Genomic DNA, 16760 nt, shown 5'->3' on the forward strand with positions numbered 1-16760 from the left:
TTATTGCAGGCTTTGTGTATGTTTTGCTATTTCACCAAGGTATGTTGGCACTGCGCTCTCTCTGTGCATTTTCATAGCGTCTACCTTGATATCAGACTAATAAAAAGCCTCCCAGGGTGCTAGCTACGGTGTACACACACAAGTCTGAAATAGCTAGCTGATTAATTACCCCACCCTAACCCTCCCCGTATGTATTGGCTACGGTGTACACACAAGTCTTCTAGAGTTGCGCCACAGGCTTTTGATCCCCCCAACCCCCCTTAAAAAGGGGGGCAAAAAGCTCTCAAAGTCCCCCTTTTTAAGGGGGATTTAGGGGGATCTAGGACGATTTTGGTTTTCTAGAAAGATGTGTGTACACCGTAGGTATGTATTGGGGAGGGAACTAGATTTCTTTTTCCCCCCAATGCATCGGGGGGATTAAGGGGGGTAATTTGACTTGTGTGTACACCGTAGGATTGGAGTGGGGAATGGGGAAATTGGTTACTTTATGAGAATGATTGAATTGCTTCCGTCTCACTGTCAAAAACTTCAAAAATCGTTATCAGTTGGGTGATCATCAAAATATCAGCAACTTTGGAGGGAAGATTGAATAATTTAAGTTTTGCGCCCCGGTTAGTTGCCATAGTATAGCTTGATACAATTTCACCTATTCCACTAGAATCTATAGATGTAACTTCTTTGAAATTGAGCAAAATCTTTGTAGCCCCATTTTGAAGTGCATTGTTGACGGAATTGCGAAGGGCTATATCGCCTACTCCAATTGTTAATTTGCCTTTTATATCCAAAATAGTTACATCGTTCACAGTTCTTGTTTCTACCGACATAAGTAAGCTTTCTTAATTGTTTTGTAAAATCTATAAGGAAATTATCACGGTTGAAAAATTGTCACAAGGACAGTTAAGACACTTAAGGAAAAATAATTGAAAAGTTATGAGAAGTTAGATTCAGGCTAGTCAATATTTAGATGCGTTTGCCCTATTCTTATTAGAGAGCATTCGCTTTTGGGGAAAAACTTTTCGATTTACTGAAATTATGCAGAAATTGCAGTTCAGATGCGGTGAGATCGCGCCATTGACCCAATTGTAGGTCATCTAATTGTAGGTGAGCTATTTTGACCCTGACCAATCGCAAAGTTGGAAACCCTACAGCCGCAGTCATGCGCCGTACTTGGCGATTTTTTCCCTCTGTCAAAGTCATTTCCAGCCAAGCTGTCGGTACATTTTTGCGAAATCTAATTGGCGGAGTGCGTTCAGGTAACTGTGGTTCTTCTGGTAAGAGCCTAACTTCTGCTGGTTGAGTGCGGTAATCTTGAATTTCCACACCTGTTTGCAACCTATTAATAGCATCTACATCTGGAATTCGCTCTACCTGTACCCAGTAAGTACGTTGATGACCAAAACGCGGATGGGCGAGGCGATGTTGCAATTGTCCATCGTTCGTTAACAGCAGCAATCCTTCACTATCCCAGTCTAAGCGTCCCACAGGATAAACATCAGGCACATCAATATAATCTTTTAGAGTGCTATGTGTGGGGGCATCTTTTGTAAACTGGCTGAGAACGCCATAGGGTTTGTAAAAAATAATATATCGGTAATGATTTGTCATTTGTCATTTGTCATTTGTCGAAAATTATCTAAAGATTTGGGCATCCTAATAAAAACAATATAGTGAAGAGTTGATTATGCCAAGTTCCAAAATCTGCCGACGGTCTTTCTTGTTTTTAGGAGGTGCTGTTTTGGCACAAGGATTAACATTGGCGCTCCCGGCAGTTGCTCAAACTGTGCAAGTGAAAAGGGGTAAGGTAAATGGTTTCTCTTTTTATCAAACTATTATTGACCTCACTGACCCCAAAACCTTTATTACTATTGGTTTAGCAAATAATGCAACTTTGGCTAATACTAATCAAAAAACTAACGGTGATGAAGAATTTAACAATTTAGTGGCTCGTCATCGCGCTGCTGTCGTTGCTAATGGTACTTTTTTTGCCAAAAATGCCCAGAAAACAGTGATGGGTAACATGGTAGCGGCAGGGAGATTCCTCAAATATAGCCAATGGGAAAATTTTGGTACTACTTTGGGGTTGCGAGTTGGCAATAAACCGGAAATGGTGACAGCACGGGTTGACGGTAAACCGGAATGGAATCAACATTGGTTGTCTATTACCTGTGGGCCTCGATTGTTGAGACAGGGACAAATTTGGCTGAAGCCGGATGTTGAAGGATTTAAAGATCCTGGTGTTTTAGGTACTGGCGCACGAACTGCGATCGGGTTTCCTGCTGATGGTAAAAAGCTATTTTTGATTAATTTCGATAGTGGATTAACTTTACAACAAGAAGCGCAAGCGATGAAAGCAATTGGCTGTTACGAAGCGATGAATTTAGATGGTGGTGCATCGAAAGCCTTTGCTGCTAACGGTAAAATTTTAGTCCCCGCCGGACGCCCACTCACTAATGTAATTGTTGTTTATGATGCCAATAATCCTGCTCCTACTGCTTTACAACAGTCATGGGCAAGGTTTCAGAAAGGCGATCGCCCCATCATACCTGGTGGTTAAAAGCTTTTGATTGAGGGGTGCTGAAGTGCGTAGCTTGCCGCCGTAGGCTAAAGGCGATCGCTTATTCAACTAGCGTTGCAAGGGTACATATTACTTTTACAAATAGACCTTAAATTAGTGATAATACGCAATGAACTATATTAAAACATACAAAATCAAATAATTAAAGTGAAGTAGTGACACTTAAATAAACAGACACTATAGTAATGAAATTGACTAACTCTCATATATAGCAGGTTAGTTGAATAATACTTACAAGTCAGTTAAGAAACTGAAAACGCTAAAAAATTAGCTTTTTCAGTTCGGCATAAACTATACCGAAAGTGTCAACTTTCGGCTACTTTGTTCTGCCTTAAAACAGCAATACCCGCAGGTTAATATCTCAAGTTTCTGAAAAATTGATTTAGGTAGGTAGAAGTTATGGCAATTATCAATGGTACTAACGCTAATGACAACCTCTATGGCTTCGGGGGCGGTGACAGTCTCTATAGCTTCGGAGGCGATGATGTCCTGAATATTAGCAATTCTTCTGGGAAAAACCTCTTAGATGGCGGTTCTGAAAACGATCAAATTTATGCTGTAGCTACCACTGGCAACAATACCCTCAAGGGAGGAAGTGGGGATGATTATTTAGATGTTTCTGTTTCTTCTGGGAATAACATCCTCTATGGGGATGCAGGAAATGACGAATTTTTGATTCAGGATAGTTTTGGCAAAAATATTGTTTCAGGGGGAACTGGCTCTGATAAATTTTACGCATATAGAGTCAATGGCGCTAACACTCTGGATGGTGGGAATGGCAATGATTCCTTCTATTTGAGCGCCTCATATATCGCTCCCCCTGTTTTAGTAACCCAAACGGTAAATGGGGGTACAGGTTCGGATTATTTGGAAGTTAATTACAGTAGCTATACTACCAAAGGAATCACCTCGACTTTCAATGCAACCACTAACCAAGGCTCGATTACGGCTGGTACGAATCGAGTTAGCTATAAGAATATTGAGCGATTCAATATCACTGGTACAGCCTACGCTGACAATATTATTGGGGGCAATGGCGAAGATGTGCTCAATGGTGGCATTTCTGGCAATGATACAATTAGTGGGGGTGCAGGTAACGATTACCTCGATATTTCCTACTCGTCTGGCAATAAAATTGTGAATGGAGACGATGGTAAAGATACCTTTTACGCATATTCAGCCAAGGGTGCTAACACTCTAAATGGGGGGAATGGCGATGACACCTTTTATTTGATCGCCCCAACTACAGCCCCCGCTGTTTTAGTGACTCAAACGGTAAATGGGGGTGCAGGTTCGGATTATTTGGAAGTCAATTACAGTAGCTATACTACCAAAGGAATCACCTCGACTTTCAATGCAACCACTAACCAAGGCTCAATTACAAGTGGCACAAATCAAGTTCTCTACAAAAATATTCAAGGACTAAATATCAGTGGTACAGTCTACGCCGACAATATTATCGGGGGTAATAGTAGCGATGTGCTATTTGGATACAATGGCAACGATCTCCTGACTGGAGGGGAAGGCAGTGATATTCTGTACGGGGGAGATGGCACTGATACTTTTGCGTTCAATAATTACAATCAAGGCATTGATACTCTCGTTGACTTCGACACGACTGATGAAGTTATTCAGGTATCGGCTACTGGTTTCGGCGGCTCTTTAGCAGTAGGTACACTCTCCGCTGGTAAGTTTACCATCGGTTCATCTGCAAGTGCGATCGCTCAACGATTTATTTACGACAATATTACAGGTGCGCTGTTCTTTGACCAAGATGGCAGCGCTGGCGCTTTTGCTCAGGTACAATTCGCGCAACTCAGCAGTGAAATGTCACTAAAAGCAACTCATTTTGTTGTTGTCTAAGTTCTACGCATAAATACCAATAAATCCCAGAAAAACCAACCGCAGAGGCACAGAAAAAACCGATAAATAAGAGTTTGAGAGAGTTTTTGCGCCTGCCCCCTGCCCCCTGCCTCTCAAAGGTGTCGCAACTAGGCTCGTTGTAGACATCACTTCTCTCAAGGTCAAGGTATTATGTACTCGAACACCGTGCAGCATAAAACCTGAGGTTTTGCATGAAAGTAGCAGTTTTCAGTACAAAAGCCTACGATCGGCAGTTTTTGTCAGCTGCAAATTCTCCCATCCAACACGAGTTAGTGTTTTTTGAACCCCGTTTAAATCGGGATACGGCTATCCTTGCTGCCGGATTTCCGGCGGTTTGCGTATTTGTGCATGATCAGGTTGATGCCCCAACTTTAGAGCTTCTCGCCTCACGGGGAACTCGCCTGGTTGTCCTTCGCTGTGCAGGGTTTAACAATGTAGACTTACAAGCCGCAGCAGATTTAGGAATTACCGTTGTGCGTGTTCCCGCCTATTCACCTTATGGGGTAGCAGAACATGCCGTAGGATTGATTTTGAGCCTAAATCGCAAAATTCATCGTGCCTATAACCGTGTCCGGGAAGGCAATTTTTCCCTAGATGGACTGTTGGGATTTAATTTGCATGAACGCACAGTGGGAATTGTCGGCACCGGCAAAATCGGTCTGATTTTAGGACAGATTATGAAAGGGTTCGGCTGTAACCTACTCGCCTATGACGTTTATCGGAATCCCGAATTGGAGGCGCTAGGTGGAAAGTATGTAGAACTACCTGAGCTATTTGCCAACTCCGATATTATCTCCCTGCATTGCCCCCTAACTCCCGAAACCCATCACTTGATTAACACTGAGGCTATAGAAAAGATTAAGCCAGGTGTGATGCTAATTAATACTAGCCGAGGAGCGCTGATTGATACCCAAGCCGTGATTGAGGGATTGAAGTCTGGTAAAATTGGCTATCTTGGTGTAGATGTCTACGAACAAGAATCGGAATTGTTCTTTGAGGATTTGTCTGGAGAAATTATTCAAGATGATATTTTCCAACGTCTGACAACGTTCCCCAATGTACTCATTACCGGACATCAAGCCTTTTTTACCGCAGAAGCTCTCTACAATATTGCAGAAACAACTTTTGCTAATATTACCGATGTTGAACAAGGTCGTTCTTGTGCAAATGAAATTCGTGCCTAAACCTTTAGCAATCTAAAATCTCAAATCCAAAATTGTGTTACCGAAGAAAGGCAGAGGGCAGAAGGCAGGAGGAAGAAAATATATTTTTTGCCCTCTGGCACAGGGTTTAGAGCAAGTAAATTTATTTATGCAAAACAAAAAATACGGTTTCCTTGTTAAATCCCCTAAATTTATTTATGGGGATTCCCTCCTGCCTCCTGCCTTCGTCCTCCTGCCTCCTTAACTCATAAATTGTTAACACCTTTGCTCCCAGATATAACCAAAGTGATACACTACATCCATGCTAGGGGTGCCTACATAACCAGGCTGAGATCACACCCTTAACACCTGAGTCTGGGTAATACCAGCGGAGGGAAGCTGTTTATCGAGGAATTACAATATGCGGACAGAATGGGTTGCTAAACGACGTGGGCAGAGTAATGTATCTCAAATGCACTACGCCCGCCAAGGTGTTATCACCGAAGAAATGCACTACGTCGCCCAGCGGGAAAACCTCCCTGCTGATCTCATTCGTGAGGAAGTAGCGCGGGGACGAATGATTATCCCCGCTAATATTAATCACACTAACCTAGAGCCAATGGCTATTGGCATCGCCTCCAAATGTAAGGTAAATGCTAATATCGGCGCTTCTCCCAACTCTTCTAATCTTCAAGAAGAAGTGGATAAGCTAAACTTGGCAGTGAAGTACGGTGCTGACACCGTAATGGATTTGTCCACAGGCGGCGGTAATTTAGATGAAATTCGCACCGCTATTATCAAAGCTTCACCTGTTCCCATTGGTACGGTGCCAGTATATCAAGCTTTAGAAAGCGTTCATGGCACAATCGAGAACCTGACTGCTGATGATTTTCTCCATATCATCGAAAAGCACGCCCAGCAGGGTGTAGACTATCAAACTATCCACGCGGGGATTTTGATTGAGCATTTGCCTTTGGTGAGAAACCGGATCACTGGTATTGTCTCTCGCGGCGGCGGGATTTTGGCGCGGTGGATGCTACATCACCACAAACAAAACCCACTTTATACCCACTTCCAAGATATTATTGAGATTTTCAAAAAATATGATGTCTCCTTCAGTTTGGGAGATTCCCTGCGTCCCGGCTGCACCCATGATGCCTCAGATGAAGCACAATTAGCTGAATTGAAAACCCTGGGACAGCTAACTCGCAAAGCCTGGGAAGATGATGTACAGGTGATGGTGGAAGGGCCTGGACACGTGCCAATGGATCAAATTGAGTTCAATGTCCGTAAGCAAATGGAAGAGTGTTCTGAAGCACCTTTCTATGTATTGGGGCCATTGGTGACAGACATTGCTCCCGGTTATGACCACATCACTTCAGCCATTGGAGCCGCAATGGCTGGATGGTACGGTACTGCAATGCTGTGCTATGTAACACCTAAAGAACATTTGGGTCTGCCAAATGCTGAAGATGTCAGGAATGGGTTGATTGCCTATAAAATAGCGGCTCATGCGGCTGATATTGCTAGACATCGCCCTGGTGCAAGGGATAGAGATGATGAACTTTCCAAGGCGCGTTACAACTTCGATTGGAACCGTCAGTTTGAATTATCACTCGACCCAGAAAGAGCTAAGGAATATCACGATGAAACTCTGCCAGCAGATATCTATAAAACTGCTGAGTTTTGTTCGATGTGTGGGCCTAAGTTCTGTCCAATGCAAACTAAAGTTGATGCTGATGCGCTGACAGAATTAGAGAAGTTCTTGGCGAAAGAGGCTGTGACTCAAAGCTAATAGATGACCCTCTTGTTGTAGAGACGCTAAATTTTACCTTGTTCTCAGTCTCTAACTGGGAATCTGTCGCCTTTTTTACTTGCGGCGGCAGCGCAATGATATCATGTCCGCTTAATCAAGCTGAATAAAAATGTTCGTAGTAAGGACTTTAGTCCTGCCTTTGAGGACTGAAGTCCCCACTACAAACTGTTTATTATAGGTGATTTGGCGGACATCATAATTGGTGTAGATGATTGGTTTTTCAAGACGCGATAAATCGCGTCTCTACATGAGGGTTTTGTTACTCATTCTGAACTGTATTGAATTTTAAAAGGGTATTGGCTTAAAATCCAATTTCAATGGTTAAGCTGCGAATTTTTCCTGTATCTGCGTTAGCTTTATCTGCAACTTCAATTGTCCAGGTTCCTTGGGGACTTTTACCCTTAAAGGCAGCAAGTTTTGGGGTGTTTACCTCGTCATAAGTTGTTTTAATATTATCTGTAGCTCCGCCCTGGCGATCGTGCAAAATGATGGGAAGTATGCCTATTTGCACTGGGGGAAGGAGAGTAACTACAAGATCCCCAATATAAGTATGCTCAATGTCTACATTAACTTTGATGGATTTCAGCAGGCTGGTATTAGCGATCGCCAATGACAATGTTGATACTTGCAAATCGTTAATTGGGATATCTTGGACTGCTTGGAATCTGCTAATAGGCGATGTTTGAGGTGGCTTGGCCAATTCCACAGCTTTGAGGGCATTCATTCGACCGTAACCGTAGAAGGGACTGCGACCACTGGCATCATATTTACCTCCGGCTGAGTCAATGCGATCGCAGGAGCGTTTAATAATATCTCGTACTTCGTCCCAACGCAGATTTGGGTTTCTGGCAATAATCAAGGCTGCTACACCGGCTGCACCTGGACAAGCACTAGAGGTTCCGCCGAATTCGTTCGTGTAGTTGCCTCCGGCGTCACCCAGATTTTGATTACCCGAATTATAACCAAGTACACCAGAGCGATCGGCTGTCCAAATTCCAGGGGTTTGGGAACTGTCGCCGTTGTTGCTAGGGAAAGCACACCAGACCGCTTTACCAAAGTCACTATAAGCGCTTCTCGTGCCGTAGTCGTTACAAGCTGCCACGGCAATTACCTTTTGGTAGCTGGCGTAGCCGTCGTTATCCACGCTTTCGTTACCATTACCAGCCGCGAATAAAATTACACAGCCTTTGCCGTTGCGCCCTTTATTGATTGCAAAGTCTATAGCAAGTCTTGTGGAATCAGGCAGAGGTACTTTTTGATTGTGTGCAGGATCATTTGGCTCAAACCAAGTACCATCTGATGGCCCCCAGCTACAAGAAATAACATCAGCACCATTTTGAGCCGCCCAAATAAAAGCATCTGCTTCATCCTGTGAACCCAGCGCCGAAGCTAATCGAATCGGCATCAGTTTTGCACCTGGTGCTACACCAGATGCACCAAAGTTGCCGTTTCCACAAGCTACTCCGGCACAAGCTGTCCCGTGATTATTGTCGTTTCCCGGTCTGGGATTGTTCGTTTTACGTGTGACATCACGCGGAGCAACAATCTTGCCAGAGGAACGGAACTCTTCATGATCAAGATCCACACCGTCATCGACAATTGCAATAATCGTCCCAGTGCCATCGCTTAACTTCCAAGCGGCCTCAACATTGGCATGGGCGTTAATTACCTTACCATTAATGGTTGTTTGCTTTAAGTGCCACTGCTGCGGAAAAACCTGACGTTGGCGTGATTCACGCACTAGTTCAGGATGGCACAGTTCCACTAATTCTTCATTCAGAAGTCTCTCGGCGATGTCAAAGACGGCTATACCAGTATTGGCAGGTGCACTGACAAAGTAAGCATTTCGTGCATATTCAAGTTGGCGTTTAATTGTTAAACCGTAACGTCCTAATATCTCTTGGCAAACTCTTGACTCTTCTTCGTTATCGAATTTAACAAAGAGGTTTTCGGTGTAAATTACAGGTTGTTGGGATACTGGATCAATCAGGACACGTCCGGCAAATTGGACTTCAGACTCGTTGTTGAGAATTTCACGGGCGCGATCGCGCAAAGCTACACCCTGATTCGGAACTTTCGCTTGCAGAATTTCTACACCCGCTTGGCGAAACCGCGTTGTTAACTCAAATTGATTGAGGATGCTACGAGCGACAGGTGAGACAGGTGCAACTTCAAAGGATCTTGCACCGATAAGAGTGCTGCGGCTTTCGGTACGCACTACAACGTGTTCGTTACTGATAGCAAGTTCATACTGTTGGCCATTCTGTCCACCATAGCGAACCTGAACCATAGTTTAATCTCCTGGGATATTTGTGTTGAAAATTAGGCATTGGGAAACCGTATTATGCACTACTTTTAAAGCTGGCTGCACACTTGAAGAAGAATTCAGAATTCAGAAGTCAGAATGGGCTAAACGCCCCGCTACCGCTAACAGGAGTCAGAATCTAATCAGTCGGGGATTCAGAGCGGCGCAGGAATTGTTGCACCACCAAATCTACGATTTGGTGGGGGTATTAAACCCGGTTATTCAGACGCAACTCGAAAATACTCGCTTGCCGCCGGCGCTATCCACCAGTCATACAGAAAACATTGCTGAATTCTGACTCCTGACTCCTGAATTCTGTTTAATAATGAGCTTACATTTAGTTTATGGATGCTTCTTATTTCATGTGTTATATGTGTATTACGGCATCGAAAAGACACAGCTTAAATAGAATTTAATCTCTCTAAGTTCATACAAGCCTTCGATTCGTTTTTCCCGAAAAGAGGGGATTCAAAGTTTGGTTGCTTTAAGAATCTTCATCATCAGTAGGGAAAGCTGTACATCCCAATAAAAGATTTGTATTTAGTACCACTGAAAAACGCTATAATATCATTAGAACTTGAGAAAGATGTTTTATTTTCCGGTTGAGTCTTTTCTACAGGTGTACTCTCTACCCCTGACTGCTGAAGTGAGATTTCAAAACGACTATTTTTCTGAATATCCACAACAAATTCGCGTTGGCAGCAATCGCACTGCTGTATCCTACACTCGTAAGCCTGGGTACTATGCAATACATTACAATCAACCCAGCACCGTGCCATCAGGAGCAATTTTACAACTTAACGACGGTGCTATTGCAGTTTTTCCAGGCGAACCCAATCAATCAGAGTCGGGTAAACTGAGTCCGATTTACACAGTACTACCCAATGGTTCCCTAGCAGTGCCAACTGGACTGGTTTTCATCCGCTTTGCTAAAGGCGTTGATGTGGATTCGCAGCGCGAGTTAATTAATCGAGCGGGTTATGAAGTAGCGCAAACCCTTTCTTATGCACCTCACACGGCTTGGTTGCGTGCCCAATCTGGTAATATTGCTGATGCGATCGCTAGGATTCCTCAGTTAGAAGCAATTCCTAATGTTGAGAATGTTGAACCTCAAATGCTTATGGAAAGAGGTTTGAGATAGATTGCTAGCGCATTTTTACGTTAATTACATTTTCCTAGTTAACGGTAATATAAGTACCATGTATGATTTAGAATCTAAACAAAATCCCCTAATTAGAGCAGAGTTTCAAGAAAAACTTGCCCAATATTTAGCGATTCGTAAGTTCACCCAGAGCGTATGCAGGTATGGTTTTGGGACGAGAGTGGTTTCAGTTTACGTGTAATTCGTCGTAAAAATTGGGGTAAGCGAGGACGGCGCAAAAATCTTACAGGACAACGGCGACGTGGACGGGTCAATGTCATGGGAGAAATTCGGGTTGTTTTCCGCAGTTCTGTATTTCTTTGTCTTTTACAACCCCATAACCGTGCGATAATGAGCCTCGATTTGCGCGACGGTTTCAGACTTACGCTTTGTCTCCCATTGACTGCGGTTAAATAATTCTTGTCGCAATTCATCAACGTTAATTGTGGTAATTTTACCATCAGCAACAATTTGCTTACCATTCACCCAAACACTATCTACAACATTACTAGGACGACCTAAAACTAGCAAACCAATGGGATCTGTACGGGGTAATAATGATAAATTGGTGAGGTCATAAAGTACCAAATCTGCTTGTTTCCCCACAGTTAGGGAACCAAGTTTATCTGCTATATTCAGACCCTTTGCGCCTCCCAAAGATGCCATTTCTACTGCTTGTCTGGGTGTAATCCAGTGTTGATAATCTGAGTCTGTAATATTATGTAAAATAGAACCAATTTTGATAGCTTCTAGCAAATCTTGAGAGTCATTACTCGAAGCACCATCACAACCAAAAGTTACATTTACCCCAGCTTGGCGATATTTTAAAATTGGGGCGATGCCACTACCTAAACGCAGATTACTTAAGGGGTTATGAACAACTGTAGATTGAGTTTCGGCGAGGATGGCGATATCAGCATCATTTAACCAAACACAATGGGCTAGTGTTGTGCGATCGCTCAAAAATCCGATTCGTTTCAAATGTTCCACAGCAGTACAACCGTACTTTTCTTGAGCGAGTTTTTCCTGTGCCCTGGTTTCAAGTAAATGGGAGTGACGACAAAGATTGTAGCGATCGCTTAACTCAGTACATCCCTGAAATAAAGCATCAGTACACAATTGAATTCCCGTTGGCGCAACTAAAATATTTACACCCTCATCTGGGCGATGAAACTGTCTTACCGCCTCTTCAATAATTTCCAATGTTGCCGCAGTTGAGCGAAAATAAGGCTCATGAGTTTGGGTTGATTCCCCGGATGGAATACCTGCGGTGAGAGATTCATCTTGAATTAAGGGGGCGATAAAGGCGCGAATTCCCACTTCTCTGTAAGCGCGAGTTGCAATGGCGATCGTTTCTAACTCAAGTCCGGGAATTAACACCAGATGATCTACCACACTTGTCCCGCCGGAAAGTAAGGTTTCCACCGCAGTCCCCAAGGCGCTGAGATAAACCTCTTCGGGATCGAGGGGGGCAAAATCATACAATTCCGCCAACCATAATTCTAAAGGGAACATTGACATGATTCCTCGCTGCCACATCTCTGATGAGTGGGTGTGGGCGTTGAAAAATCCAGGTAGCAACAGCTTATTTTTGCCATCTATGGCAGTGCCGATTACTTGTAGATTAGGGGAAATGGCTGCGATCGCACCATCTACAATCTGTACATCTACCGTTGCATAATCATCACTGACGGCAATTAAAACATTCTGGATGGTGAAATTTAGCATATTTAACCTTGATTAAGTAATTGTATTTTCAACTGAATTTCAAGTTACAAAATAGGAACTGGTGTTGGGTATTGCAATTTTATGAATTTACCATTACGGACATTGGGAGTTGCACCAAATGCGTGGACAGTGAATGATGCGATCGCAGATATCACTCGTCCTCAAAAGACCCCACAACCCGTTATTTTATCAACAGAAACTAAAACCCTGCGCTTAGACTTGGCAAAAGCTGCTATCCTCGTCATTGATATGCAAAACGACTTCTGTCACCCTGATGGTTGGTTAGCGCATATCGGTGTGGACGTAACTCCGGCGCGTCAGCCTATTGAACCTTTGAACAACTTACTTCCAGAACTGCGTGAGGCTGGTGTTCCGGTAATTTGGTTAAATTGGGGGAATCGTCCCGACTTGCTCAATATTAGTGCTAGTTCGCGTCATGTTTATAACCCCACAGGGGGAGGTGTGGGATTAGGTGATCCACTGCCAAGCAACGGTGCTAGAGTACTCATGGCAGGTAGTTGGGCCGCAGCAGTAGTAGACGAACTAGAAGAACTTCCCGAAGATATTCGTGTGGAAAAATACCGCATGAGTGGGTTTTGGGATACCCCATTAGATAGTATTTTGCGAAATCTTGGAAAGACAACATTATTTTTTGCTGGTGTTAATGCCGATCAATGTGTGCTAACCACGTTATGTGATGCCAATTTCTTAGGATATGATTGCATATTAGTTAAAGACTGCACTGCTACAACTTCTCCTGAATATTGTTGGCTAGCGACATTGTACAACATCAAACAATGCTTCGGTTTTGTCGCTGACTCGCAAGCAATTTTAACAGCGCTGCAAAAGGGTGAGGAGTGAATCAATTTTGGATTTTGGATTAATTCCATGTATAAATGCTCTTTCTTAGATCAAGAATTTTAGATTTTTTCTCGCGTTTCAATTCGCTTTCTCTCAGACATTTTTAAATTTTTAATTATTCAAAATTTAAAATTCTGTGATCCAGGAATTGGAGCTTAGTGTTGGTAATTTTCATACCCATCGATAACTTCAGAGGGGATAAAAAATGTACGCTACTCGTTGTGTAATTCCGGTTATCAAATCTCTCAAAGATTACCAGGTATATCGCATCACTCCCAACGACTCTAATCGATTAGCAATTATTTTCGATTCAACAAATGCTAATACTTCCTTGACTTGCTGCATAGAAATTTTTGATGTTGGTGGACAAACACCGCCAAATCGCCATCAGTGGGCGGTGGAAATGTTTTTTGTCCTCAAAGGTGAAGCGATCGCCATGTGTGACGGCAAGAGTGCCACGATCAAAGCTGGAGATAGTTTATTAGTGCCTCCTACTGGTACTCATTTGATTAAAAACACTGGTTCTACTCGCTTGTATACGTTGACTGTGATGATTCCCAATGAAGACTTTTCGGAATTGATTCGCAGTGGCATTCCGACGGAGTTAGATGAAGAAGATATGGCAGTATTGGGGAGATTGAATGCTTTGATGCCCTGTTAATTGAAGAAGGCAGAAGGCAGGAGGCAATACAGTTCAGAATGAGCAACAAAACCCTCATGTAGAGACGCGATTTATCGCGTCTTCAAAGACCAATTCCTACACCAATAACCCTTAACTGAACGGTATTGAGGCAGGAGGCGCAAATCATCTAGAGATTCGTTCTTTGTTCCCATGCTATTCATGGGAACGAGAGAATATTACGAATGATCAATAATTTGTTTAACAACACCAATAAAGCGTTCCATATCAGCGTGGGTGATAGCTCCCATTGTCGAGACTCGGAATATAGATTGAGCTAAATTTCCTTGTCCAGAATAAATTATATAGTCCTGTGCTTTCAGTTGGTCGTGAAATTCTTCATACCTGAAACCGTCTGGCAAGTAGTAGGCATTCAAGACAACGGATGAACTACCAAAAGGAAGCAGAGGTTTAATTCCCATTGAGGCTAACCCATCTCTGACTAAGCTAGCAAGTTGGTTGTAATGGTTGTGTCTGACACGCCAACCTCCGGCTTCTGCCATTTCTTGCAGAGCTTCTGTTAAAGCATAAAATGTCTGTATTGATTGGGTAAAAGGTGTGCCGCCTCGGTCTTGTTGCTGACAATAGGTTCCTAAATCTAAATATAAGGTGCGGGGAATTGTGTCTACTGACGGCAGTGCATCCCGTTGCAGGATGACAAAGGACACTCCGGGGACACCATGCAGACATTTATTGGCTGTTGCAGCGCAAGCGGTGATTCCCCAATCTGCAAAATTTAATTCTTCAGCACCAAAGCTGCTGACTCCATCTACTAATAGTTTGATGCGACGTTCTTGGCAAATTGGCGCAAGTTCCGCTAAATTATTTAGGCGACCGGTAGTCGTTTCGTGATGGACGACAGCAAGATGGGTGATGTCGGCATTTTCATCCAGGAGTTTGATTAAAGCGTTGATATCGATTTCGGCATCCCAAGGATGGGAAAGTGTGATGTAATTAATGCCGTGGATTTTGGCGATTTTGGATAGTCGTTCGCCATATACACCGTTTTCAATTACCAGCAACTTCCCGTCTGTGGGTACTAGACTGCTGATCATTGCTTCCATCGCGGCGGTACCAGAACCAGTGAGGAGAATTGCTGCCCAGCCGCTTCCCAGACCATACACTTGAAGTAATTGTTCGCGGATTCTACTTTGAAGTTGGGAAAATTCCACTTCACGATGACACAAATCAGGGCGCAACAGGGCATTTCTGACGCGATCGCTTAAATTAACAGGGCCGGGATTTAGTAAAATCATTTTGTTATTGGGCATTGGGCATTGGGCATTGGGAATTGGGAATTGGGGATTAATAAATAGAGAGTTTGTACTTTGAATTTATTAATTACGAATTACGAATTACGAATTACCAATGTGTTTCATAAAGCGTTGTAAAACTGCTTCCGGGGTGAGGTTAGGCCGGGGTAGCTTTTCTAAAGTTCCGGGACGGATTTTTAAATGAGCGAATTTAGGTCTATTGTTAGCATCTACGGTAAATAAGGCATCTAAAAGAGCGGGATCATCTCCGGCTAATGTCACGCCGTAACCGCAGGCTTTGGCAATTTTGGCAAAGGAGATACCCGCAGAGACGGTGGCTTGTGCGCCTGTGGAATCGTGGACTTCATTATCTAAAAGAATATGGGTTAAGTTAGCACCGCCATAAGTACCGATGGTCGCAAAATTACCCATTCGCATCAGTGCTGCCCCATCGCCATCAATGACTACTACCTTGAGGTCTGGACGTGCTAAGGATAGTCCCAATCCCATTGAGGAAGCGCAGCCCATCGAGCCGACCATATAAAGATGATTGGCGCTGTCTTTACTAGCGAAGAGTTCGCGTCCCGTGTATCCCGTTGTGGCAATTACTACAGTGTTTTCTGGATCGGTAAGTTCCACGATTCGAGCCAATGCTTCGCTGCGAGAAATGCGTTGTTCTTTGTTATCCCGAAAAAAGCTTTGCTGAATATGAGCGCTATTACTATCTTCTCGTTCGGGGATAGAAGAACGAGTGAGTGCATGGGGTGCGATCGCTCCTTTACGCATAATTAGAGCATAAGGTCGGCGCTCTTGTTGCATATAAGCTGTGGCTCTTTGCAGAACTGGTTCTATTTCTGCTGCGTCTGTGGGAAAAAATTCCCAAGGTACAGTCATTGTTTCCAGCAATTTCTCTGTAATTTGCCCCATTAATTCATGTTGCGGTTCATCTTGTAAATTGCGATCGCCTCGCAAGGTACAAATCAGCAGCAGTGGAATCCGAAAGATATAAGTGAGGGAGGTTAGCGGGTTAACTGCATTCCCCAAACCAGAGTTTTGCATCATCACTACTGCGGGTTTACCAGCAATTGCGGCTCCAGCTGCGATCGCTACAGCATCCCCTTCATTAGCTGCACAGATATATCTAAGTTGAACGTCATTGATAACGTAGTTAATAAAAGGGGTGAGAAAAGAACATGGTACGCCGCTATACCACCCAAAGCCAAGATTACGCGCCGCTTCTACAAATTCTTCTGCCTGGATCATAAAAAATGGGGATTGGGGATTGGGCATGGGGCATGGGGCATTGGGGAGTTGAGATGAAAGATTATTACTTCGACCTTTGAACTTGGAACTTCGACCTTTGAACTTGGAACTTC

The 16760-nt window shown here is 43.5% G+C and carries 15 protein-coding genes, 1 pseudogene and 1 riboswitch; of the genes and pseudogenes, 9 read left to right on the plus strand and 7 right to left on the minus strand.

Going from position 1 to position 16760, the window contains the following annotated elements; genetic code table 11:
* Positions 1–485: 485 nt before the first annotated feature.
* Together HUN01_RS29145 and HUN01_RS29150 are read right to left on the minus strand one after the other, a co-directional pair.
* Positions 486–824 (minus strand): STAS domain-containing protein, encoded by a 339-nt coding sequence (locus tag HUN01_RS29145; protein WP_181929090.1) that lies wholly within the window; start codon positions 822–824, stop codon positions 486–488.
* 160 nt (positions 825–984) lie between these two features.
* On the minus strand, positions 985–1605 hold the full coding sequence (locus HUN01_RS29150; protein ID WP_181929091.1) for an rRNA large subunit pseudouridine synthase E: 621 nt from the start codon (positions 1603–1605) through the stop codon (positions 985–987).
* Between the two features lie 76 nt (positions 1606–1681).
* Here HUN01_RS29150 and HUN01_RS29155 point away from each other — a divergent pair, with 76 nt between their 5' ends.
* The 4 genes from HUN01_RS29155 (at position 1682) to thiC (ending at position 7396) form a co-directional block, all read left to right on the plus strand.
* A complete protein-coding gene (locus tag HUN01_RS29155) occupies positions 1682–2554 on the plus strand; it encodes a phosphodiester glycosidase family protein (protein ID WP_181929092.1) in 873 nt (290 codons plus the stop codon).
* Between the two features lie 420 nt (positions 2555–2974).
* A complete protein-coding gene (locus HUN01_RS29160; protein ID WP_181929093.1) occupies positions 2975–4438 on the plus strand; it encodes a calcium-binding protein in 1464 nt (487 codons plus the stop codon).
* Positions 4439–4650: 212 nt separating this feature from the next.
* Positions 4651–5643, plus strand: coding sequence for a 2-hydroxyacid dehydrogenase (locus HUN01_RS29165; protein WP_181929094.1), 993 nt, complete (start codon positions 4651–4653; stop codon positions 5641–5643).
* 275 nt (positions 5644–5918) lie between these two features.
* Positions 5919–6015: riboswitch (TPP riboswitch) on the plus strand.
* A 7-nt stretch (positions 6016–6022) separates the two neighbouring features.
* Entirely contained in the window at positions 6023–7396 is a 1374-nt protein-coding gene (gene thiC / locus HUN01_RS29170) for a phosphomethylpyrimidine synthase (RefSeq protein ID WP_181929095.1), read from the plus strand.
* A 322-nt stretch (positions 7397–7718) separates the two neighbouring features.
* On the opposite strand, the gene HUN01_RS29175 is transcribed toward thiC, so the two are convergent.
* Positions 7719–9707 carry a S8 family serine peptidase gene (locus HUN01_RS29175; RefSeq protein WP_181929096.1) on the minus strand — a complete coding sequence of 663 codons (1989 nt, stop codon included), beginning with the start codon at positions 9705–9707 and terminating at the stop codon, positions 7719–7721.
* A gap of 25 nt (positions 9708–9732) precedes the next feature.
* Between HUN01_RS29175 and HUN01_RS29180 the strand changes: the two genes are divergently transcribed.
* From HUN01_RS29180 to HUN01_RS29190, 3 genes and pseudogenes are all read left to right on the plus strand, one after another.
* A complete protein-coding gene (locus HUN01_RS29180; RefSeq protein ID WP_181929097.1) occupies positions 9733–10020 on the plus strand; it encodes a hypothetical protein in 288 nt (95 codons plus the stop codon).
* 288 nt (positions 10021–10308) lie between these two features.
* Complete coding sequence (locus HUN01_RS29185; RefSeq protein ID WP_181929098.1) at positions 10309–10863, plus strand: hypothetical protein; 555 nt, start codon at positions 10309–10311, stop codon at positions 10861–10863.
* 61 nt (positions 10864–10924) lie between these two features.
* A pseudogene (locus HUN01_RS29190) lies at positions 10925–11178 on the plus strand (transposase); the annotation flags it as partial.
* Between the two features lie 12 nt (positions 11179–11190).
* Here HUN01_RS29190 and HUN01_RS29195 read toward each other — a convergent pair.
* Positions 11191–12591, minus strand: coding sequence for an amidohydrolase (locus HUN01_RS29195; protein WP_181929099.1), 1401 nt, complete (start codon positions 12589–12591; stop codon positions 11191–11193).
* 81 nt (positions 12592–12672) lie between these two features.
* Between HUN01_RS29195 and HUN01_RS29200 the strand changes: the two genes are divergently transcribed.
* Positions 12673–13452, plus strand: a complete 780-nt coding sequence (locus HUN01_RS29200; RefSeq protein WP_181929100.1) for a cysteine hydrolase family protein — start codon at positions 12673–12675, stop codon at positions 13450–13452.
* A gap of 59 nt (positions 13453–13511) precedes the next feature.
* Here HUN01_RS29200 and HUN01_RS36690 read toward each other — a convergent pair whose 3' ends face one another.
* Positions 13512–13571 (minus strand): hypothetical protein, encoded by a 60-nt coding sequence (locus HUN01_RS36690; RefSeq protein ID WP_420832821.1) that lies wholly within the window; start codon positions 13569–13571, stop codon positions 13512–13514.
* A gap of 86 nt (positions 13572–13657) precedes the next feature.
* Between HUN01_RS36690 and HUN01_RS29205 the strand changes: the two genes are divergently transcribed.
* Complete coding sequence (locus HUN01_RS29205; RefSeq protein WP_181929101.1) at positions 13658–14113, plus strand: cupin domain-containing protein; 456 nt, start codon at positions 13658–13660, stop codon at positions 14111–14113.
* A 197-nt stretch (positions 14114–14310) separates the two neighbouring features.
* On the opposite strand, the gene HUN01_RS29210 is transcribed toward HUN01_RS29205, so the two are convergent.
* Positions 14311–15402, minus strand: coding sequence for a 2-aminoethylphosphonate aminotransferase (locus tag HUN01_RS29210; RefSeq protein WP_238845709.1), 1092 nt, complete (start codon positions 15400–15402; stop codon positions 14311–14313).
* A gap of 84 nt (positions 15403–15486) precedes the next feature.
* On the minus strand, positions 15487–16647 hold the full coding sequence (aepY, locus tag HUN01_RS29215) for a phosphonopyruvate decarboxylase (RefSeq protein ID WP_181929102.1): 1161 nt from the start codon (positions 16645–16647) through the stop codon (positions 15487–15489).
* Positions 16648–16760: the final 113 nt, after the last annotated feature.

It is taken from the genome of Nostoc edaphicum CCNP1411, from assembly GCF_014023275.1.
GTDB lineage: Bacteria > Cyanobacteriota > Cyanobacteriia > Cyanobacteriales > Nostocaceae > Nostoc > Nostoc edaphicum_A.